Here is a 20035-nt window from a genome sequence, read left to right on the forward strand (position 1 = left end):
TCAAAGCTGTAATGAGCCTGTTGCTAGGCTTTTGAGGCCTTGGTCGACAAGGCGCCAGGAACTCAAAAATCATTTGCCTGTGGCTGAAAAACACACGGCTTCTTAAGGCAAATCAGATGCTTCCGACCGTTTTCAGCCTCGCCCTGGGGTGGATTTCCGCCTGCGACAGCACGGTGGTCTGGGCCCGGAACCTTTCCACCAGGGACCGCACGAAGGGCCGAATGGAAGCGGAGGTGACCAGCACCGGCGCCTCGCCCTCGCGGGCGGCGCGCTCGAAAGCCTCGCGCACGGCGGTCATGAATTCCGAGAGTTTCGAGGGCTGCATGGCAAGGCTGCGCTCCTCGCCCTGGCCGATGATGGATTCGGCAAAGGCCTGCTCCCATTTCGCCGACAGCGCGATCAGCGGCAGATAGCCGGCGTATGATGTGTTCTGCGCGCAGATCTGCCGCGCCAGGCGGGCGCGGACGTGCTCGACCATGGTCGCGGGGTTGCGCGAGAAGGCCAGCGAATCCGCAATGCCTTCGAGGATGGTGGAGAGGTCGCGGATCGAGATGCGCTCGGCGAGCAGCAGCTGCAGCACGCGCTGGATGCCGGAGACCGTGACCTGGCCCGGGACGATGTCCTTGACCAGCTCGCTCTGCTCCTTCGGCAGCTCCTTGAGCAGCTTCTGCACCTCGCCGTAGGACAACAGGTCCGACATGTTGGCCTTGAGCAGCTCGGTGAGATGAGTCGACAGCACGGTCGCGGCGTCGACGACGGTGTAGCCCTTGAGCGAGGCCTCTTCCTTGAGGCTGGCATCGACCCAGGTCGCGGGCAGGCCGAAGGTCGGCTCGGTGGTGTGGATGCCGGGCACCTGCACCTGGCTGCCGCCGGGATCCATGACCATGAACTGGTTCGGCCAGATCTTGCCGGTGCCGGCGTCGACCTCCTTGATCTTGATGATGTAGGTGTTGGCCTCGAGCTGGACGTTGTCGAGGATGCGCACCGCCGGCATGACGAATCCCATCTCGATCGCGAGCGAACGGCGCAGCGCCTTGATCTGCTCGGTGAGTCGGTCGGTGCCGTCCGGGCCGTTGACCAGCGGCAGCAGGGCGTAGCCGAGCTCGATCTTGAGGTCGTCGATCTTGAGCGCGGCCGAGATCGGCTCTTCGGTCGCGGCAGCGCCCGGCGCACCCGGCGTTCCCGGCGCGGGCGCGGCTTGGGCGGCCGCTTCGGCCTTGGCCGTCACCCGGTTGCGGTTGCGGGCGTTCCAGGCGAGCGCGCCGGCGCCTGCGCCGAGCGCGAGGAAGGGAAGGGTCGGAATGCCCGGCAGCGCCGCCAGCACCAGCATCACCGCCGAGGACATCGCCAGCGCCTGCGGATAGCCGGAGAACTGCTTCATCAGCGCCTTGTCGGCGGCGCCGGAGACGCCGGCCTTGGAGACGAGCAGGCCGGCCGCGGTCGAGACGATCAGCGCCGGCACCTGGGTGACGAGGCCGTCACCGACGGTCAGCAGCGTGTAGGTGCGGCCGGCGTCGGCGAAGGACATGCCCTGCTGCGCGACGCCGATGATCATGCCGCCGACGACGTTGATGAAGACGATCAGGAGGCCGGCGATGGCGTCGCCCCGGACGAATTTGGAGGCGCCGTCCATGGCGCCGAAGAAGCCGCTCTCGTCCTCCAGCTCCTTGCGCCGCTCCTTGGCGACCTTCTCGTCGATCAGGCCGGCGCCGAGGTCGGCGTCGATCGCCATCTGCTTGCCGGGCATGGCGTCGAGGTGGAAGCGGGCGGCGACTTCGGCGATGCGGCCCGAGCCCTTGGTGATGACGACGAAATTGACGATGATCAGGATGGCGAAGACGATGATGCCGATGACGAAATTGCCGCCCATCACGAAATTGCCGAAGGCCTCGATGACGTGACCGGCGGCGGCCGTGCCCTCGTGGCCGTGCGACAGGATCAGCCGGGTCGAGGCCATGTTGAGCGAGAGCCGCAGCATGGTCGAGATCAGCAGGACGGTCGGGAAGGCCGAGAACTCCAGCGGCGTCTGGATGAACAGCGACGTCATCAGGATCAGGATCGAGAGCGTGATCGAGATCGCCAGGAACACGTCCAGCACGATCGCGGGCAGCGGCAGGATCAGCACCACCAGGATGGTGAGAACGCCGAGCGCCAGCGCGATGTCGCCGCGCTTGAGGACGGTGACGATGTCGTTGAGGGAAGGGATCGAGGGCCTTGCGCTGCCTACGCCCTGTCCTGCGGTGACGTCGACCATGGTAGCTGCCTCCCCGCGCGACTGCCGTCCGCGCGCCCCAAACGTCTGCGCGGCGGCCGACGGGCCGCCGTTCCGAAAGTGAGGCACCGCACTGGCGTCCACGGGAGCTCCCGTTCTACGCGGCTGACGACACTCGACTTCACCCGGCAATTTTTGCCCGGTGTATGGTTAGCAAAGGGTTAACGGAGGGTGGGAAGGGGGCAGGTCAGGGGTGTTTCGGGACCCCTCTGCGGTCATTCCGGGGCGCGCGAAGCGCGAGCCCGGAATCCATCGGGCCGCAGGTATGGTGGAGAAATGGATTCCGGGCTCGCGCCAAGGGGCGCGCCCCGGAATGACTGTCGGGGAAAAGGCCCTACTTCGCCTTCTGCATCTTGGTCACCGTGTAGCCCGACGCCGCTTCCTCGGCCTCGAAAGTGATCTTGTCGCCGACCTTCACCTGCTTGAGCATGGCGGGATCCTTGACCCGATAGACCATGGTCATGGGGTCCTCCATGCCGAGGCTCTTGGCCGGTCCGTGCTTGAGCGTGATCTTGCCGGCGCCTTCGTCGATCTTCTTCACCTCGCCGCTGATCGCGGCGCCCTCGGCGGCGAGGGTTGCAGTCGCAAGGCCGAGGGTCAGCGCCAGCGCCGAAGCGATACGGATGATGCGGTTCATGTGGATCTCCTTTCGCGTTACTTCACGGTGACCTGGCCGATCATGCCGTATTCGCGATGGTCGGGAATGAGGCACGAATATTCGAAGGTGCCGCGCTTACTGAACTTCCAGAGGATCTCGGTCGTCTTTTTTGGGGCAAGCCGCGCCGCATTGGGCTCGTCGTGCTCCATGTGCGGATGCTTCTTCATCTGATCCGCATGCGCGAGGTTCTCCTTGGTCGTGGCCAGCAGGAATTCGTGATCCTCCTTGCCGACATTGCGCAGCACGAATCGGATCTGCTCGCCGCGCTTCACCTCGATTTTCGCGGGCGTGTAGTCCATCTCGTTCATCAGGATCTCGATGGTGCGCGCGGGCTTCTTGGGATCGCCGGGCTCGCCGGCTGAATAGTCTCCGTGCCCGTGCTTGTCGTGCGCAAAGGCCGGCGCGGTCGAAAGTGCAGCCAGCGCGAGGGCGAGCTTGATCGTGGTCTTCATCGTAGTCTCCGGTTGGTGGTTCATCGAAACGCTCACATCTTGTGCTTCATCGGCGGACTGCCGGATTTCTGCCGCGCCGGCGCCGGGGCGGGTGCGGCGACTTCGTAGGCGACGGTGCCTGGCGGGAATTTGTACGGACCAGGATCGCGGTAATCGTCGCGCGCGAGGCCTTCGCGGATCTTCATCACGGTGAACATGCCGCCCATCTCGATCGGCCCGAACTGGCCGGTGCCGGTCATCATTGGCAGCGTGTTGTCAGGCGCGGGCATCTCCATGTTGCCCATCGCCATGCCGGTCGAGCCCATGGCCATGCCGTCGGGCGCGAGCTTGCCGACGGCCTTGGCGAGGTCCTTGCGCGACACGCCGATCAGATTGCGCACGTCGTGTCCCATCGAATTCATGGTGTGGTGCGACTTGTGGCAATGGAACGCCCAGTCGCCGGGATTGTCGGCGAGCACGTCGAACACCCTGATGGCGCCGACCGGGACGTCGGTGGTCGTCTCCGGGATCTGCGCGCTCTCCTGAATCCAGCCGCCATCGGTGCAGGTCACCGCGAAGCTGTGGCCATGCAAATGAATCGGATGGTTGGTCATGCTGAGATTGCCGATGCGCACGCGCACCTTGTCGCCGAGCCTGACCGGCAGCGGATCGATTCCAGGAAAGACCCGCGCGTTCCAGGTCCACATGTTGAAGTCCGTCATCTCGTTGACGTGCGGCAGATAGGTGCCGGGGTCGACGCGATAGGTGCTCATCACGAACACGAAGTCGCGGTCGACGGCGCGGAAACTCGGATCGCGCGGATGCACGATGAACATGCCCATCATGCCCATCGCCATCTGCACCATCTCGTCGGAATGCGGGTGGTACATGAAGGTTCCGCTCTTCTTCATCTCGAATTCGTAGACGAAGGTCTTGCCCGGTTCGATGTGCGGCTGGTTCAATCCGCCGACGCCGTCCATGCCGCTCGGGATGATCATGCCGTGCCAGTGCACCGTGGTGTATTCGGGTAAGCGGTTGGTGACGAAGATGCGCACCTTGTCGCCCTCGACCGCCTCGATGGTTGGGCCCGGCGATTGCCCGTTGTAGCCCCACAAATTCACCTTCATGCCTTCCGCGAACTCGCGCACCACCGGCTCGGCGACGAGATGGAATTCCTTCCAGTCGCCGTTCATGCGGAACGGCAGCGACCAGCCGTTCAGCGTGACCACGGGTCGATAGTCCGGGCCGCTGCTCGGATGCAGCGGCGGCTGCATCACCACCTTGTCCATGGTGGGTGCTTCCGGGATAGACGCGGCCTGGACGCGGCCTTGAATGGCGGATGCGCCGACCAGCGCGGCGGTGCCTAAAAATCCTCGGCGGGAAAACATCTTGGCCTCCGTCTTTAGTGGCCGCCGCCTTCGGCAGGAGCTGCCGCGGCAACGGTGGTTGGATTGTCGCCAACGGCGGCGGGCAGACCGCCGCCGTTGATGGCGGTCTGCAGATCGGCCTGGGCGAGGAAGAATCTCTGCCTGGCGTCGATCGCGCCGCGCAGCGCCGCGAGGCGCTGCCGCGCTTCGGTGAGCAGCGCGAAGATATCGACCTGCATGCTGGAGAAGCGCAGCTGCATCTCCTCGGTGATGATCTTTCGCAACGGGATGATCTCGCGCTGGTAGTGGCCGGCGATGTCGTAAGTGGAGCGATAGACGCGATAGGCGTCGCGCGCCTCGGACCGCACATTCACGGCCCGCTCGGTCAGGCGGTTGAAGGCGAGGTTGTAGGTCTCCGTGGCCTGGCGCACGCGCACCTCGCCGCCGTCGAAGATCGGAATTTGGAACGTCAGGTCGAAGCCGCGCTCGAGGAACGGCGGCCCTTCCGGATCCTGGGTGCGACGGGAGATGCCGGCGATATCGAGCAGCGTCACGAAGCGCGTCGCCTCGGTGAGGTTGAGCGCCTTCGCCAGCGCGGCCAGCTCAAGCCGCGCGATCTGCAGGTCGAGGCGATGTGCCACCGCATCGGCCTCGATCGTGGGGAGGGCCAGCGGCCGGCGCGGCAATGGCGGCAGTTGATTGGGCAGGCGGAAGTCGAGACCGCCGTCCCACAGCCCCATCTGGCGCGCCAGCTTTTCGCGCGCGCTTCCCGCCGCCTGTCGCGCGCTGGCGAGGTCGGCGGTGGTCTCGGCATAGAACACCTGCTCGCGGGCCTGGTCGAGCTTGTTGAGCGAGCCGGTCTCGCCGAGCTTGAGCGCGAGCTGCGCGGTCGATTCCGCCGTCGCCTTCGCGTCGGTCAGCAGCCCCACCATCTCGTTGGCGGCAACCGCACGGACATAGGCGCGGCGCACGTCCGAGGCGTGCCGCAGCGTCGCCAGCGCGGCGCGCAGCTGCGCTCCGCGGAAGCGTTCCCGAGCGATCTCGGACCGGAACGGCAGGGTGGCGAGCGCGAGGATGTCGCCGACCACCTGGCGCTCGATCTCGCTGGCGCCATTGCCGGTGATGCGAGAGACTGCGAACACCGGATTGGCCGGCAGGCTCTGCTCGACCAGCTCGGTCTCCGCCAGCGCCAGCTCGTTGTAGGCGGCCTGCAGTCCCTTGTTGTTGAGCAGTGCGATCTGCACGGCGGCGTCGACGCTGAGCGTGCGCGAGAGCAGCTGGCGGACGCGGGAATCGACCGCGGCGGCGCCCTCGGCCGAGCGCACGAAGGCGACGTCCTTGTTGATGGTCCGGCTCGTCAGATCCGAGACCTCGGTCATGCCGCCGTCGGGCGAGAACGCGGCGCAACCGGACATGCTGAGCGCTGCGATGACGAGCAGGCCTCGCGCAAGATGGGGTGTCATGGCGCGCTCCTACCGCTCTTGCTTCGGCTGCGGCGTCACCGCCTCGTTGCGGCCGCGCCAGGGTGCCGGTGTCGCAGGCCGCAGGCTGGTATAGGGCGCGATGGTCGAGCGATAGCTGACGGGGGCCACCTTCGCCGCCGGATCAGCGGGATCCGCGCTGGCCATGTGCGTCGTTGCCGGCATGCAGCCGGACAGTGCCGGCGCGGCAAAGGCCAGCAGCAGCCAGATGAATCGATAGTGTCGTTCGCCCACCCTGGATGTGGCAGGCGTCGCCCCGGAAAACGCAAGCATATCTCAATATTCCTGATCTGGAGACCACAGGTTCGCGCGCGCAAAAGCGCGCATCGAAACCGACGCCGTCGTGTCAGATCAGGCGATGGGGGGACGGTAGTGCTGGGGCGGCGCGGCGCTGTGCAGGCTGGGCACGATCTCGGGCGCACAGGTCGATATCGGCCGGACCGGCGTGGCGACGCTGGGCAGATCGGCCGGCAGCGCGCTGACGCACATCATCGCACAGCAGGGGCCCACTGTTCCCTTGCCGTCGTGATGATTCGGAAGAGGTGCGTCCTTCGCAGCGGTCTGCGAAGGGGTTCCCGCGTGCTCGTGCGGAACATCGCCGTGGCTCGCAGCCATGTGGTGATGCACCGGAGCGAGGTCAGCCTGGGCCTCGTCGCCAAGGCAGGGCGCCGCACTGCCCCAGGCGAGGCTCGCGGCCGGCGCGAGCACGCAGAACAGATAGGCGAGGGCGATGATCCGCCCCACCCTGATCCGCGCCGATCGCGTCAATCGCATCAACATCCCGCCGACAGGCTCCTCGCGCGGCAATGTTGCACACGCTTATTGCAAACTAATGGCAAAAGACGCATCCGCCAAGAGCTTATTACCGCAGCGCACCGCGCATGCCCAATATCGCGGCAAGATGGTTGACCGTGCGGCGGTCCGCGAACATGGTCCCGCCCGTGCACGCGCCAAATCATCCAGGACAAACACCTGATACCTTCACCCCTGACTCCCGTCAGGCCTGGGTGCGGCTCGCCCTTGCCCTCGTGATCGGCTCGATCGGCGCCGTCGGCATGTGGGCAGTCGTGGTCGTGATTCCGATCGTGCAGGCCGAATTCGGAGCCACGCGCGGCGCGGTGTCGCTGGCCTTCACCCTGATGATGTTCGGCTTCGGGCTTGGCGGCGTGATCGCCGGCAAGATCACCGACCGGTTCGGCATCGTGCCGGCGATGGCGATCAGCATCGCCTTCCTCGGCGTTGCCAACGTGCTCGCGGGCCTGTCGGGCCAGCTCTGGCAGTTCGTGGCGGCTTATTTCTTTATCGGGCTCGGCACCTCCGCGACCTTCGCGCCGCTGATGGCCGAAGCCTCGCACTGGTTCGAGCGCTATCGCGGTCTTGCCGTGACCATCGTCGCCAGCGGCAATTATGTCGCCGGCGCGATGTGGCCGCCGATCGTGAGCTGGGGCACGCAGGAGATCGGCTGGCGCACCACCCATATCGGCATCGGCATCGTCTGCGCCGGCCTGATGACGGTGCTGGTGCTGATCCTGCGCGCGCAGATGGGCCGCGACACCGTCCACGATCACGCCAACGCGCCGCCGCCGCGGGTCGATCTCAGGCTCTCGACCAATACGCTGACCGTGCTGCTCTCGATCGCCAGCATCTCCTGCTGCGTGGCGATGGCGATGCCGCAGGTGCACATCGTCGCCTATTGCGGCGATCTCGGTTATGGCGTGGCGCGCGGCGCCGAGATGCTGTCCTTGATGATGGGCTGCGGCATCGTCAGCCGGATCGGCTCGGGCTACCTCGCCGACAAGATCGGCGGCATCTACACGCTGCTGGTGGGATCGCTGGCGCAGGGCTTTGCGCTCGTGTTCTATCTGTTCTTCGACAGCCTGACCTCGCTCTATCTGATCTCCGCGATGTTCGGCCTGTTCCAGGGCGGCATCGTGCCGAGCTACGCCATCATCGTGCGCGAGGCGATGCCGGCGAGCGAGGCCGCGACCCGCGTCGGCATCGTGATCTTCGCCTCCGTGTTCGGCATGTCCTTCGGCGGCTGGGTGTCGGGCGTCATCTTCGATGCCACCGGCTCGTACGCGGCGGCATTCGCCAACGGCGTCGCCTGGAATGCGCTGAACATCGGCATCGTCGTGCTGCTCTTGATCCGCGCGCGGACGGGCTCGGTCAAGACCGGCCCGGGGTTTGCCACTTAAAGTTTGAGCATGATCTACTCGGAAAACCGCTACACACTTTTCCGGATCATGCTTTAAACCGACTGTCCTGCCTTGAGCAGCGAGCATCCGGTGATCTTGTAGCTGCCGTCGCCCTGCTGCTCGAGCGTGTAGAGTGCCACCCAGGCCTCGCCATTGGCATCGACGATATGGACGCGCTGGGCGATCCAGGTGCCATCGCTCTTGCTCTCGCCAAATTCGAAACTCTTGTGACGATAGACCGGCGCGTAGCCGTTTCGCACCATGGACATGAAGATGTCGGGTGCGGGGAAAATCTCCTTGACCGCCGGTGCCGCATGGAAATAGGCCGCCGCCGCATCGTCGCGAACGAAGGCCTGCTCCTGGGCGCGGATGACGCTCTGGGCGGCCCCGACGTCGCCGGCGTGGGCCGCGGTGAAGCTGAAGACAAGGGTGATAGCGACTAGCAAGGCTGTGATGCGCATGACAGGCTCCGCGTCGATATCCCGGCGGCGGCGATCGTAGCACATCTGCTGCGGCCGGCGTGGACTCGTGAATCACACGCTTGGCCTGGGTGCTCCAGATGCCCGCTCAGCCCTCAGCAGCGGCACAAACAGCAGACATCGTCGAAGGTCGCCGATGGGCCAAACGCAGACGTCGCTGGAATTCGCGAAAGTTAACGCCATTCGATTCCGTATGCATCAATGGGCTGCTGAAAGCCTTTGAGCTGGTGGGCACCCAAACTTGACACCTGCACGCGATCCCGGATGCAATCCTGTACAGCCTTTGACACGAGAATAGCATCCGGTTCGGCCAACTGACACAAACGTGCGGCCAGTTGAACGGTCGCACCGAAAAGGTCGTTGCTGTCAGCAATCGGTTCGCCGACATCGATGCCAATTCGCACCTGAAGCTTCTCCTTGCTCGCTAGATTAAAGGCTTCAAATGCGCGCTGGATGGCGCGGGCGCATTGCACAGAGGCAGCGGCGTCGGCAAAGGATGCCATGATACCATCGCCGGTGTGCTTCACCACATGCCCGCCCTCGTCCTTCAAGGCCCGGCGCACCAGCGCGTCATGAGCCCGAACCATCTCCACTGAGCGGGCATCGCCAAGACGCGCCGTCATGCTGGTAGAGCCGACGATGTCGGTGAACATGATAGCTCGCAGCGCCGAATCGAATTTGACATCGTCTGCCGCGCCGCTAGGTGCCGGGTCGGATACTCTCCCCAGAAACGCCTGGACCGCCGAGAGGTCCACTTCGATGACATCTTTCGCTACGTCGCCGTGAGCTTCGTCATGAACCCTCATCGCCGTTCGGATATCCGGTGCGTCAATGAGACAGAAGCCCGTACCGCGCGATTCATCAAACCAGTACGTTAGAAAACGAACTCCGTATCTATCTTGCACTTCCAAATCTTTGCGATGCGCCTCGGCGATATCGGCAGCGGTCAGCCCCGAGAGATCGTGTCGGTCAAGGAAGATTGGCATTGGCAGCACCCGATCCAATTCTTCGAAATATGGCCTGAAGTCTGCACCAAGCTTGGAGTTCCCGAAAGTGCCAATCCCCGCGTCCTGATGTCCGCCGCGGGTCACAGCCGCAATGCTCAGGCCGATCAGCAGATTTCCGCTCGGCCTTCAGGAGCCGAGATTCCTTCGACTATGAGTCCGCACCGCCTACCGCTTCCGCTTCGCGGGCTTCGTCGTCTTCGACGAGCGCGCCTTGGCCTTGCTGGGCGGCGGCACGCGCAAGCCGTCGACGAACACGTCGAGCAGGCGCAGCGCCGTCGCTTGCCAGCCGGGCTGGTCGTGCACGTAGCACATGCCGAAGAAGGCGCGCAGCAGATCCTCCGGGCTGATGTCGGCGCGCATCTCGCCGGCTGCGACCGCACGGTCCAGCAGCGAGCCGATCGCCTTGGTCAGACGCTCGAAGGAGAAGGCATGCAGCTCCGACCCGCTCTGTACCGCGAGCGCCAGCGCTGCCATCATCCCCTTCTTGGTCGCAACGAACTCGACCCCCGAGCGCAGCCAGCGCCGTAGCGCCTCGACCGGATCCTTCGCATTCTTCAACTGTTCGGCCAGCTCGCTGAGCTGCTCGACCTCACGGCGGTACACCGCCTCGAACAAGGCCTCGCGCGTCGGAAAATGCCGATACAGCGTGCCGATGCCGACGCCGGCGCGCTTCGCCACGGCTTCCAGGCTCGCTTCCGAACCGCCGGCGCTGAACACCAGCTTCGCCGCTTCGAGCACGCGCTCGCGATTGCGCACGGCGTCGGCGCGGGGCTTCCGGGTCTGATCGGTGTGGTCGTCCATGCCGCGCAATGTAGATCACGAATTGGTTAGATTGAACCCTCGCCGGACCCGCGCAGGGCTGCATCGCGTTGGTGACGCACGCGCTTTTGACGAATTCCAAATTTTTCCGCGCCACTCTTGTTAAACGGAGGGTGCCTCCGTATCTTCGGGTCGTGCGTCGGCCGCATCGCGTTCGGGCGGCGCCATTCGACGGCGGCCACGGCGGTGGCGCGCTGCACGATGACTCATGTCCATTTCTGATCGGAGCCTTGTATGAACCACTCCATCAGCCTCACCGTGAACGGTGCGCGGCGCGATTTCGTCCTCGACGATCCGCGCGTCACGCTGCTTGATCTCCTGCGTGAGCGCCTCCACCTGACCGGAACTAAGAAAGGGTGCGACCGCGGCCAGTGCGGTGCTTGCACCATTCTCGTCGATGGCAAGCGCATCAACTCCTGCCTCGCCCTCGCCATCAGCCACGATGGGGCGGACATTCTCACCATCGAAGGCCTCGCGCGCGGCGACCAGCTTCATCCGGTGCAGGCGGCCTTCATCGCCCATGACGGCTTCCAATGCGGCTTCTGCACGCCGGGCCAGATTATGAGCGCGATCGGCATGATCAAGGAGGCGCAGGCCGGCAACGATCCCGAGCGTATCCGCGAATGCATGAGCGGCAATCTGTGCCGCTGCGGCGCTTACGTCGGCATCGTCGATGCCGTGCTGGACGCGCAAGGACGGATGGACGAGACCAATCAGAGGCGCTCCGCATGAAACAGTTCGATTATGTCAGGCCGGCCACGATCACTGAAGCCGTTGCGGCGGCGGCCCAGCCCGGCGCGGTCTTTCTTGCCGCCGGCACCAATCTGCTCGATCTGATGAAGGGCGGCGTCAGCCGTCCGGACCGGCTGGTCGACGTCACGCATCTCGATGGGCTCGACGGAATCGAGACTCTCGCCGACGGTTCGCTGCGCATCGGCGCACTGGTGAGCAACGCCGATCTCGCCCATGATGCCGAGTTCGCGCGGTCCTATCCGGCGGTGGCCGAGGCGCTGCTCTCCGGCGCGTCGGCTCAACTGCGCAATGCCGCCACCGTCGGCGGCAATCTGTTGCAACGGACGCGCTGTGCGTATTTCTACGACACCGCCAGCCGCTGCAACAAGCGCACACCTGGCTCCGGCTGCGACGCGCGCGAGGGCGAGAACCGCAGTCATGCCGTGCTCGGCTGGAGCGAAAGCTGCATCGCCACGCACCCCTCCGACTTCTGCGTGCCGCTGGTCGCGCTCGATGCCATCGTCGAGATCGAGGGCAGGGGCGGCCGGCGCGAGATCGCGCTCGACGAACTGCACCGCCTGCCGGGCGATGCGCCCGAGCGCGACACCGTGCTCGAGCCCGGCGATCTCATCGTCGCCGTGCGCCTGCCGCCCGCCGCCCGCGGCTTTGCCGCGCATGCGCGTTACCTCAAGGTTCGCGAGCGCACCTCCTATGCCTTTGCCGTCGTCTCGGCCGCTTCTGCGCTGCGGATCGAGAACGGCAGGATCGCGGAAGCACGGCTCGGGCTCGGCGGCGTCGCCGCAAAGCCCTGGCGCGCCCGTGCAGCGGAAGACGCCCTCAAGGGCGTCGCGCCGACCGCCGACGCGTTCCAGGAGGCCGCCCGGCGCGCGCTCGAGGGCGCAAAGCCGTCGGGCGACAACGCCTTCAAGATCGAGCTCGCGCGCCGCATCGTCGTGCGCGCGCTGACCTTGGCCGCTGCCGGCACGCCTGCGCGGATCCCCGCCCTGCCGGCCTCTCCCTTTGCATCGACTTCCGGAGCCATCCATGCCTGAGCTCAATTTGACCAGTGCTCCCGCACATCTGCGGCACGGCTCGAATATCGGCCAGCCGCTGACCCGCCGTGACGGCATCCTCAAGGTGACGGGGCGGGCGACCTATGCCGCGGACAATCATCCGCAGGGCATGCTGTTTGCGGTGATGGCCGTCTCCACCACCGCGCGAGGCCGTGTGGTCTCGCTCGATGTCGCTGCCGCAAAACGCCATCCCGGCGTCGTCGACGTCATGACGCCCGATCACAAGCCGCAGCTCGCGATCGATCCGGAAATCAAGACCAATCCGTTCGTGTTCCGGATGGAGGTGCTGCAGAGCGACGAGGTGCGCTACGCCAACCAGCCGATCGCCGTCGTGATCGCCGAGACGCTGGAGGCAGCAACGGAAGGCGCGGCGCTGCTGGCGCCGCGGTATGAGACGTTGCCTCCGCTTGTCGGCCTCGACGCCGGCGAGAGTTTCGCGCCGCCAGTCGTCGGCGTCGGCAATCCCGCGGAAAGTCACCATGGAGATGTCGAAGCCGGCCTCGCTGCGGCCGACAAGCAGATCGACGCGACTTACGAGACGCCGCCTCAATATCACAACGCGATGGAGCCGCATTCTATCGTCGCGGCGTGGAACGGCGACAATCTGCAGATCGACATGCCGACTCAGGGCCTGGCGCTGTCGCTGGCGCGTGTTGCCGAATTGTTCGGCATCGCGCACGAGAAGATCCACATCCGCAGTCCCTTCCTCGGCGGCGGCTTCGGCTCGAAGGGCCTGATGGCCGGCCCGCAGGTGCTGGGCGTGATGGCGGCGAAGCTGGTGGGCAAGCCGGTCAAGCTGGTGCTGCGCCGCGAGCAGATGTATGGCCCGGTCGGCCACCGCGCGCCGACGCGTCAGCGGCTGCGGATCGGCGCAGACGCAGAGGGACGCCTGACCGCGCTCGATCATCACGCGCGGACCGTGTCGAGCACGTTCGACGACTTCTTTGAGCCCGCCGCCGGTGCCTCGCACACGCTCTACGCGGCGCCCGCGATCCGCACCTCGCACGATGCCGTGCGCGTCAACACCGGCACGCCGCTGTTCATGCGCGCACCGGGCGAGGCGACGGGCTCGATCGCGCTCGAGAGCGCGATCGACGAGATGGCCTTCGCCTGCGGCATGGATCCGCTCGCCTTCCGCCTGAAGAACTACGCCGAGGTCGAGCCGATGACGGGGCGGCCTTTCTCCTCCAAGGCGCTGCGGGCCTGCTACGAGCAGGGCGCCGCGCGCTTCGGCTGGGCCAAGCGTCCGCTGCAGCCGCGGCAGATGCGCGACGATGCCGGTCTCCTGGTCGGCTGGGGCATGGGCACGGCGACCTTCCCGGCGCTGATGTTCCAGGCCGAGGCGCGCGCGGCGATCCGCCGCGACGGCTCCGGCGTGATGGAGATCGGCGCGCATGACATGGGGCAGGGCGCCTGGACCGCGCTGGCGCAGATTGCGGCCGATGCCGTCGGCCTCGACATCGACCGCCTCGACTTCAAGTCCGGCACGTCCGACCTGCCCGATGCCGGCATCGCCGGCGGCTCGGCGCACACGGCAACGGCAGGCGCTGCGATCCACAGCGCCGGTGCGGCCGTGATCGGAAAGCTCGCCGATCTCGCCACCAGCGACGAGCGCTCGCCGCTGTTCGGCGCCGGCAATGCCGGCGTGATCGCGCGCGACGGCAGGCTGATCCGCCGCGACGACGAGAGCCGGAGCGAGAGCTATGCCGAGATTCTCGCGCGCGCGGGCCTCGCCGAGATCGAGGCCCGCGGCACCGGCGCGGCGAACCCTGCGGCGATGGAGCAATATGCGATGCATGCCCACGGCGCGGTGTTCGCCGAGGTGAAGGTCGATCCCGAGCTGGGCCAGGTCCGCCTCACCCGCATGGTCGGCGCCTTCGCCGCCGGGCGCATCGTCAATCCGCGCATGGTGCAGAGCCAGCTGTTCGGCGGCATGATCTGGGGCCTGTCCTTCGCGCTGCATGAGGAGGCCGTCACCGACCGCCGCAGCGGACGGATCATGAATGCCAATCTCGGCGAGTACCATATCCCCGTGAATGCCGACGTGCCGCCGCTCGACGTCATCACCGTCGAGGAGCACGATCCGCACGTCAATGCGCTTGGCATCAAGGGTGTCGGCGAGATCGGCATCACCGGCAGCGCCGGCGCGGTCGCCAACGCGGTCTGGCACGCCACCGGCGTGCGCGTCCGACGCTTTCCGATCCGGATCGAGGAGTTGCTGACGCAGGGTTGAAGCACGTTGAAATGAGGCCAAAGCGCTGCAACGATGGGAATTGCGCTCCCTCTCCCGCTTGCGGGAGAGGGTTGGGGAGAGGGTGTCTCCGCAATGGGACAATCCCCCAGAGGAAGAGCCCTCACCCGCGCCTTCGGCGCGACCTCCCCCGCAAGCGGGAGAGGTGAACGAGCCGCGCCGGGCCGATCGCGCCGTCAGAACGTCGGCGGCGTGCAGGCCGAGATCACCTCGCACGGCTTGCCGCCGACGCAGCGAAAGCGATGCGGGCGGCGGCTCTCGAAATAATAGGCATCGCCGGGATTGAGGATGCGGCGCTCGTCCTCGACGGTGACCTCGAGCTTGCCCGAGATCACGATGCCGCCTTCCTCGCCGTCATGGACGAGATGCACGCGTCCGGTGTCGCTGCCGGGCTCGTAGCGCTCTTTGAGGATCTGCAGGGTGCGGCCGAACAGATTGTCGCCGACCTGCCGATAGGAGATCGGCTTCTTGCCGACCTCGGTGAGCTCCTCGGCGCGGTAGAAGATCTTGCGCCGGGACTCCGGCTCCAGCGCAAAGAACTCGGCGAGCCCCATTGGGATGCCGTCGAGGATGCGCTTGAGCGCGCCGACCGACGGGTTCATCTGGTTGGATTCGATCAGCGAGATCGTCGAATTGGTGACGCCGGCGCGCTTGGCCAGCTCGCGCTGCGACAGCTTGTGGCGCGCCCGGATGAATCGCAGCCGTCCACCGATGTCGACGCTCATGCCATATCCCGTGTTGCAGGTGTTGCGGATCGCGCAAATATGGACCGGCAGCCCCAGCTAAATCAATGGCTTGCAGGGCACCAGAAAAGGACTTGTTGCGCTTTCCAAGCCATGGCTCAGCTATGGGATCAGCAAAGGAGCGCGGCCGTGACCCTTCATCAGATTCCGAACACCATCAAGACCGATTCGTACTGGATGCCGTTCACGGCCAACCGGCAGTTCAAGAAGTCGCCGCGCCTGTTCTCCTCGGCCGAGGGCATGTACTACACCAGCGTCGACGGCCGCCAGGTGATCGACGGCTCCGCCGGGCTCTGGTGCGTCAATGCCGGCCACGGCCGCAAGCAGATCGCCGCCGCCGTCGAGCGCCAGCTGATGACGCTGGACTTCGCGCCGTCGTTCCAGATGGGCCATCCGCTGGCATTCGACTTCGCCGAGCGCCTTGCCGAAATCGCCCCGAAGGGCCTCGACCGCGTCTTCTTCACCAATTCCGGTTCCGAGTCGGTCGACACCGCGCTGAAGATCGCGCTCGCCTATCACCGCGCCAACGGCCAGGCCAGCCGCACCCGGCTGATCGGTCGCGAGCGCGGCTATCACGGCGTCGGCTTCGGCGGCACCTCGGTCGGCGGCATGGTCGCCAACCGCCGCGCCTTCACCACCCTGCTGCCGGGCGTCGACCACATCCGCCACACCCATGATCTCACCCGCAACGCCTTCGCCAAGGACCTGCCCGAGCATGGCGCGGAGCTCGCCGACGATCTCGAGCGTCTGGTCGCACTGCACGGCGCCGAGACCATCGCGGCCGTCATCGTCGAGCCGGTGCCGGGTTCGACCGCGGTGCTGCCGCCGCCGAAGGGCTATCTGCAGCGCCTGCGCGAGATCTGCGACAAGCACGGCATTCTCTTGATCTTCGACGAGGTCATCACCGGCTTCGGCCGTCTCGGCACGCCGTTCGCCGCCAATTTCTTCGGCGTCACGCCTGATCTGATGACGACGGCCAAGGGCATCACCAACGGCACCGTGCCCTGCGGCGCCGTGTTTGCGAGCCGCAAGGTGCATGACGGCATGATGACCGGCCCGGAGAACCAGATCGAGCTGTTTCACGGCTACACCTATTCGGCGCATCCGGTGGCCTGCGCCGCGGGCATCGCGACGCTCGACATCTACAAGGACGAAGGCCTGCTCACGCGCGGCGCTTCGCTCGCCGAATACTGGCGCGATGCGTTGCATTCGCTCAAAGGTCTGCCCAACGTCGTCGACATCCGCAATTGCGGCCTGATGGGCGCGGTCGAGCTCGCACCGCGTGGCGGCGTGGTCGGCGCACGCGGATACGACATGCTGGTCGAATGCTTCAATAGCGGCCTCTATCTGCGCACCGGTGGCGATTCCGTTGCGATGTCGCCCCCGCTCATCGTCGAGAAGAGCCACATCGACCGGATGATCTCGATCCTCGGCGACGCCATCAAGAAGGTGGCCTGAAAATTGCTCTCGCCGCTAGCGAGTTGTGTCCTTGCAGCGGCGAGCGTCGCGGGAGTTTGACGAAGCGTGAAAGTTCTGATCCTCGGCAGCGGTGTCATCGGTGTCACCTCTGCCTACTACCTCGCGCGTGCCGGCCATGAGGTGACGGTCGTCGACCGTCAGCCGGAGCCGGCACTGGAGACCTCCTTCGCCAATGCCGGCGAGGTGTCGCCCGGCTATTCCTCGCCCTGGGCCGGCCCCGGCGTGCCGGTGAAGGCGATCAAGTGGCTGTTGATGAAGCACGGCCCGCTGGTGATCCGGCCGAAGCTCGATCCTGTCATGTGGGGCTGGCTGCTCAAGATGCTGCGCAACTGCACCAGCGCGCGCTATGCGGTCAACAAGAGCCGGATGATCCCGATCGCGGAATACAGCCGCGATGCGTTGCGCGATCTGCGCCGCGATATCGGCATTCAGTATGACGAGCGCTCGCAAGGCACGCTGCAGCTGTTTCGCTACCAGGCCCAGCTCGACGGCACCGCCGAGGACATCGCCGTGCTCAAGCAATATGGCGTGCCCTTCGAGGTGCTGAGCCGCGAGGGCTGCATCGCCGCCGAGCCGGCACTCGCCGGCGTGAAGGAAAAGTTCGTCGGCGGGCTTCGCCTGCCGCAGGACGAGACCGGCGATTGCCACATGTTCACGCAGGCGCTGGCAAAGCACGCGCAGGCGCTCGGCGTGCGCTTCCTGTTCAACACCTCGATCGACCGTATCGTCACCGAGGGCGCGCGTGTCAGCGGTGTCGCGACTGGCGCCGGCCTGTTGCAGGCAGATGCCTACGTGCTCGCGCTCGGCAGCTGGTCGTCGCGGCTCGTCGCGCCGCTCGGCATCTCGCTGCCGGTCTATCCGGTGAAGGGCTATTCGATCACGGTGCCGATCAAGGACGCCTCCGGCGCGCCGGAATCGACCGTGATGGACGAGAGCTACAAGGTCGCGATCACCCGCCTCGGCAATCGCATCCGCGTCGGCGGCACCGCCGAAATCTCCGGCTATTCGGCCAAGCTCTACGACGCGCGCCGCGCCACGCTCGATCATTCGCTGACCGACCTGTTCCCGCGCGGCGGCGATCTGTCCAAGGCGACGTTCTGGAGCGGCCTGCGCCCGATGACGCCGGACGGCCCGCCGGTGATCGGCCGGACCCACTACGCCAACCTCCACCTCAACACCGGCCACGGCACGCTCGGCTGGACCATGTCCTGCGGCTCGGGCCGCGTGCTCGCCGACATGCTGTCGGGCAAGAAGCCGGACATCGACGTCAGTGCGCTGTCGGTGGAGCGGTACAAGCACCGGTTTGGCTAAGGCTCTATCCGCGTCATTGCGAGGAGCCCTTGCGACGAAGCAATCCAGGCTGTCTCCGCGGTGAGACTTTGGATTGCTTCGCTGCGCTCGCAATGACGGCGTGGAGACGCCGCGGATTTCTTCCAGCCGCCGCGTGCGTTGAGAGCAGCTACCCCGCCCCCGTCACGCAATTCACCCACAGCACCACGGCCTTCGCATCCTGCGCCGGATTGGAAAACCGGTGCGGCCTTCGGCTCGCGAAACGAAAGCTGTCGCCTGTTTTCAGCGACCACGTCTGGCTGTCCACCGTCAGCATCATCTCGCCCTCGAGCACGAGGCCGGCCTCTTCGCCGTCATGGGTGTAGAGCTCGTCGCCGGTGGAGCCGCCGGGCTCCAGATGCACCAGGAACAGATTGAGCTTGTTGTCGCTGCTCGCCGGGCTCAACAATTGCTTGGACACGCCGGTGCGCCACAGCTTCAATTCGGGCCGCTGCACGCCGCGCGTCACCACCTGGTCCGATGCGCCGTCGGCGCTCGGGCTCGCGCCGAACAATGCGGCGATGCCGACGCCGAGCACGTCGGCGAGCGTCGCCAGCACCCGCAGCGACGGCGACGACAGCCCTCGCTCGATCTGGCTGAGGAAGCCGATCGACAGCTCCGTGCGCGCGGCGACCGTCTCCAGCGAGAATTGCCTGGTCCGCCTGAGATCCCGGATGCGGCGGCCGACCGCGACGTCCATCGCCGGCTCGGCCACTTTGGCTTTCACCTTGGCCGGCCTCTTCTTGGCCGGCTTCGCGGCGGCCGGTTTGCGCATTCTTTTGCCACCGCTCACGTCAAACCGCTTCCTTCATGTGCATGAAAACCACTTGCATCGTCCGCGAAAGTGTGACCAAATTTTCATATTGGTGAAAATAGGCCGAAACGGGCCGGCCCGCAACGTTTGATCGCGACATGCGCGTGTGCCGCCGCCGGCCAGGCCCAAAAGGGGGATGCGATGAAGCGTTTTGTTCAAGCCGTTTTCGCGGCGCTCGCCATTGCCACAGCTGTGCCGGCTTCGGCGCAACAGGTGCTGAAGGTCGGCTCGACGCCGACAGGCATTCCCTTCACCTTCCTCGACACCAAGACCAACACCATCCAGGGCATCATGGTCGATCTCATCACCGAGATCGGCAAGGATGCCGGCCTCAGCGTGCAGATCGAGCCGATGGCGTTCTCGGCACTGATCCCGTCGCTGACCTCGAGCAAGATCGACATCATTGCGGCTGCGATGTTCATCACCGCGCCGCGCAAGGAGGTCATCGACTTCTCCGACCCGATCTACAGTTATGGTGAAGGTCTGGTGGTGCCGAAGACCGACACCAAGGCTTACGCCACGCAGGAGGATTTGAAGGGCGAGACCGTCGGCGCGCAAGTAGGCACCGCCTTCGTCGACGCGCTGAAGAAGACCGGCCTGTTCGCCGACGTGAAGGCTTACGACACCATCCCGGACATCCTGCGCGACGTGAACACCGGTCGCCTCAAGGCGGGCTACGCCGATTATCCGATCCTCGCCTACAATCTGAAGCAGGGCGGCTTCCCCGAGGTGCGCCTGGTCGACGGTTACAAGCCCGTCACGGTCGGCTCGGTCGGCATCGGCGTGCGCAAGGGCGAGAGCGCGCTGCTCGGCAAGATCAACACCTCGCTGGCGAAGCTTAAAGCCAACGGCACCATCGACAAGATCCTCGATAAATGGGGCCTGAAGGCACAAGGTTGATCGTC

The 20035-nt window shown here is 65.8% G+C and carries 19 protein-coding genes; 7 read left to right on the forward strand and 12 right to left on the reverse strand.

Translation table 11 applies throughout. The features are described 5' to 3' along the window. Positions 1–112: 112 nt before the first annotated feature. The 7 genes from flhA to P0R31_RS00110 all read right to left on the reverse strand — a co-directional run bounded on the left by flhA (position 113) and on the right by P0R31_RS00110 (position 6989). The gene (flhA, locus tag P0R31_RS00080; RefSeq protein WP_275512329.1) at positions 113–2254 is read right to left on the reverse strand and encodes a flagellar biosynthesis protein FlhA; all 2142 of its coding nucleotides are present in this window, start codon (positions 2252–2254) and stop codon (positions 113–115) included. 352 nt (positions 2255–2606) lie between these two features. Continuing rightward, positions 2607–2909: a copper-binding protein gene (locus P0R31_RS00085; protein WP_275512330.1), complete on the reverse strand. Its 303-nt coding sequence runs from the start codon at positions 2907–2909 to the stop codon at positions 2607–2609. 17 nt (positions 2910–2926) lie between these two features. Then, positions 2927–3382: a cupredoxin domain-containing protein gene (locus tag P0R31_RS00090; protein WP_275512331.1), complete on the reverse strand. Its 456-nt coding sequence runs from the start codon at positions 3380–3382 to the stop codon at positions 2927–2929. Between the two features lie 32 nt (positions 3383–3414). After that, positions 3415–4749, reverse strand: a complete 1335-nt coding sequence (locus P0R31_RS00095) for a multicopper oxidase family protein (protein WP_275512332.1) — start codon at positions 4747–4749, stop codon at positions 3415–3417. Between the two features lie 14 nt (positions 4750–4763). Further along, the gene (locus tag P0R31_RS00100) at positions 4764–6191 is read right to left on the reverse strand and encodes a TolC family protein (RefSeq protein ID WP_275512333.1); all 1428 of its coding nucleotides are present in this window, start codon (positions 6189–6191) and stop codon (positions 4764–4766) included. A 9-nt stretch (positions 6192–6200) separates the two neighbouring features. Then, positions 6201–6482 carry a hypothetical protein gene (locus P0R31_RS00105; protein ID WP_275512334.1) on the reverse strand — a complete coding sequence of 94 codons (282 nt, stop codon included), beginning with the start codon at positions 6480–6482 and terminating at the stop codon, positions 6201–6203. Positions 6483–6560: 78 nt separating this feature from the next. Beyond that, positions 6561–6989, reverse strand: a complete 429-nt coding sequence (locus P0R31_RS00110; RefSeq protein WP_275512335.1) for a hypothetical protein — start codon at positions 6987–6989, stop codon at positions 6561–6563. A gap of 149 nt (positions 6990–7138) precedes the next feature. Here P0R31_RS00110 and P0R31_RS00115 point away from each other — a divergent pair, with 149 nt between their 5' ends. After that, positions 7139–8404: an MFS transporter gene (locus tag P0R31_RS00115; protein WP_275512336.1), complete on the forward strand. Its 1266-nt coding sequence runs from the start codon at positions 7139–7141 to the stop codon at positions 8402–8404. A 53-nt stretch (positions 8405–8457) separates the two neighbouring features. Here the strand turns inward: P0R31_RS00115 and P0R31_RS00120 are convergent, their stop codons facing one another. From P0R31_RS00120 to P0R31_RS00130, 3 genes are all read right to left on the reverse strand, one after another. Next, positions 8458–8865, reverse strand: coding sequence for a DUF4864 domain-containing protein (locus P0R31_RS00120; RefSeq protein WP_275512337.1), 408 nt, complete (start codon positions 8863–8865; stop codon positions 8458–8460). 191 nt (positions 8866–9056) lie between these two features. Continuing rightward, on the reverse strand, positions 9057–9869 hold the full coding sequence (locus P0R31_RS00125) for a nickel-binding protein (protein WP_025032017.1): 813 nt from the start codon (positions 9867–9869) through the stop codon (positions 9057–9059). A gap of 186 nt (positions 9870–10055) precedes the next feature. Next, positions 10056–10691: a TetR/AcrR family transcriptional regulator gene (locus P0R31_RS00130; RefSeq protein WP_275512338.1), complete on the reverse strand. Its 636-nt coding sequence runs from the start codon at positions 10689–10691 to the stop codon at positions 10056–10058. Between the two features lie 252 nt (positions 10692–10943). Here P0R31_RS00130 and P0R31_RS00135 point away from each other — a divergent pair, with 252 nt between their 5' ends. From P0R31_RS00135 to P0R31_RS00145, 3 genes are read left to right on the forward strand one after another with little or no spacing between them, the layout of a single operon-like run. After that, complete coding sequence (locus tag P0R31_RS00135; protein ID WP_275512339.1) at positions 10944–11441, forward strand: (2Fe-2S)-binding protein; 498 nt, start codon at positions 10944–10946, stop codon at positions 11439–11441. After that, complete coding sequence (locus tag P0R31_RS00140) at positions 11438–12493, forward strand: FAD binding domain-containing protein (protein WP_275512340.1); 1056 nt, start codon at positions 11438–11440, stop codon at positions 12491–12493. The genes P0R31_RS00135 and P0R31_RS00140 overlap by 4 nt, the downstream gene beginning before the upstream one ends. Next, a complete protein-coding gene (locus tag P0R31_RS00145; protein ID WP_275512341.1) occupies positions 12486–14747 on the forward strand; it encodes a xanthine dehydrogenase family protein molybdopterin-binding subunit in 2262 nt (753 codons plus the stop codon). The genes P0R31_RS00140 and P0R31_RS00145 overlap by 8 nt, the downstream gene beginning before the upstream one ends. A 194-nt stretch (positions 14748–14941) precedes the next feature. Here the strand turns inward: P0R31_RS00145 and P0R31_RS00150 are convergent, their stop codons facing one another. Next, positions 14942–15490: a cupin domain-containing protein gene (locus tag P0R31_RS00150; RefSeq protein WP_275512342.1), complete on the reverse strand. Its 549-nt coding sequence runs from the start codon at positions 15488–15490 to the stop codon at positions 14942–14944. A 147-nt stretch (positions 15491–15637) separates the two neighbouring features. Between P0R31_RS00150 and P0R31_RS00155 the strand changes: the two genes are divergently transcribed. Continuing rightward, on the forward strand, positions 15638–16966 hold the full coding sequence (locus tag P0R31_RS00155) for an aspartate aminotransferase family protein (protein ID WP_275512343.1): 1329 nt from the start codon (positions 15638–15640) through the stop codon (positions 16964–16966). A gap of 66 nt (positions 16967–17032) precedes the next feature. Next, positions 17033–18298, forward strand: coding sequence for a D-amino acid dehydrogenase (locus P0R31_RS00160; RefSeq protein WP_275512344.1), 1266 nt, complete (start codon positions 17033–17035; stop codon positions 18296–18298). Between the two features lie 148 nt (positions 18299–18446). Here the strand turns inward: P0R31_RS00160 and P0R31_RS00165 are convergent, their stop codons facing one another. Further along, positions 18447–19091, reverse strand: coding sequence for a helix-turn-helix domain-containing protein (locus tag P0R31_RS00165; protein ID WP_275512345.1), 645 nt, complete (start codon positions 19089–19091; stop codon positions 18447–18449). Between the two features lie 180 nt (positions 19092–19271). Here P0R31_RS00165 and P0R31_RS00170 point away from each other — a divergent pair, with 180 nt between their 5' ends. Beyond that, positions 19272–20030 (forward strand): ABC transporter substrate-binding protein, encoded by a 759-nt coding sequence (locus P0R31_RS00170; protein WP_275512346.1) that lies wholly within the window; start codon positions 19272–19274, stop codon positions 20028–20030. The last annotated feature ends 5 nt before the right edge of the window (positions 20031–20035 follow it).

Origin of the sequence: Bradyrhizobium yuanmingense, from assembly GCF_029167105.1 — a bacterium.
GTDB classification, from domain to species: Bacteria; Pseudomonadota; Alphaproteobacteria; order Rhizobiales; family Xanthobacteraceae; genus Bradyrhizobium; species Bradyrhizobium yuanmingense_A.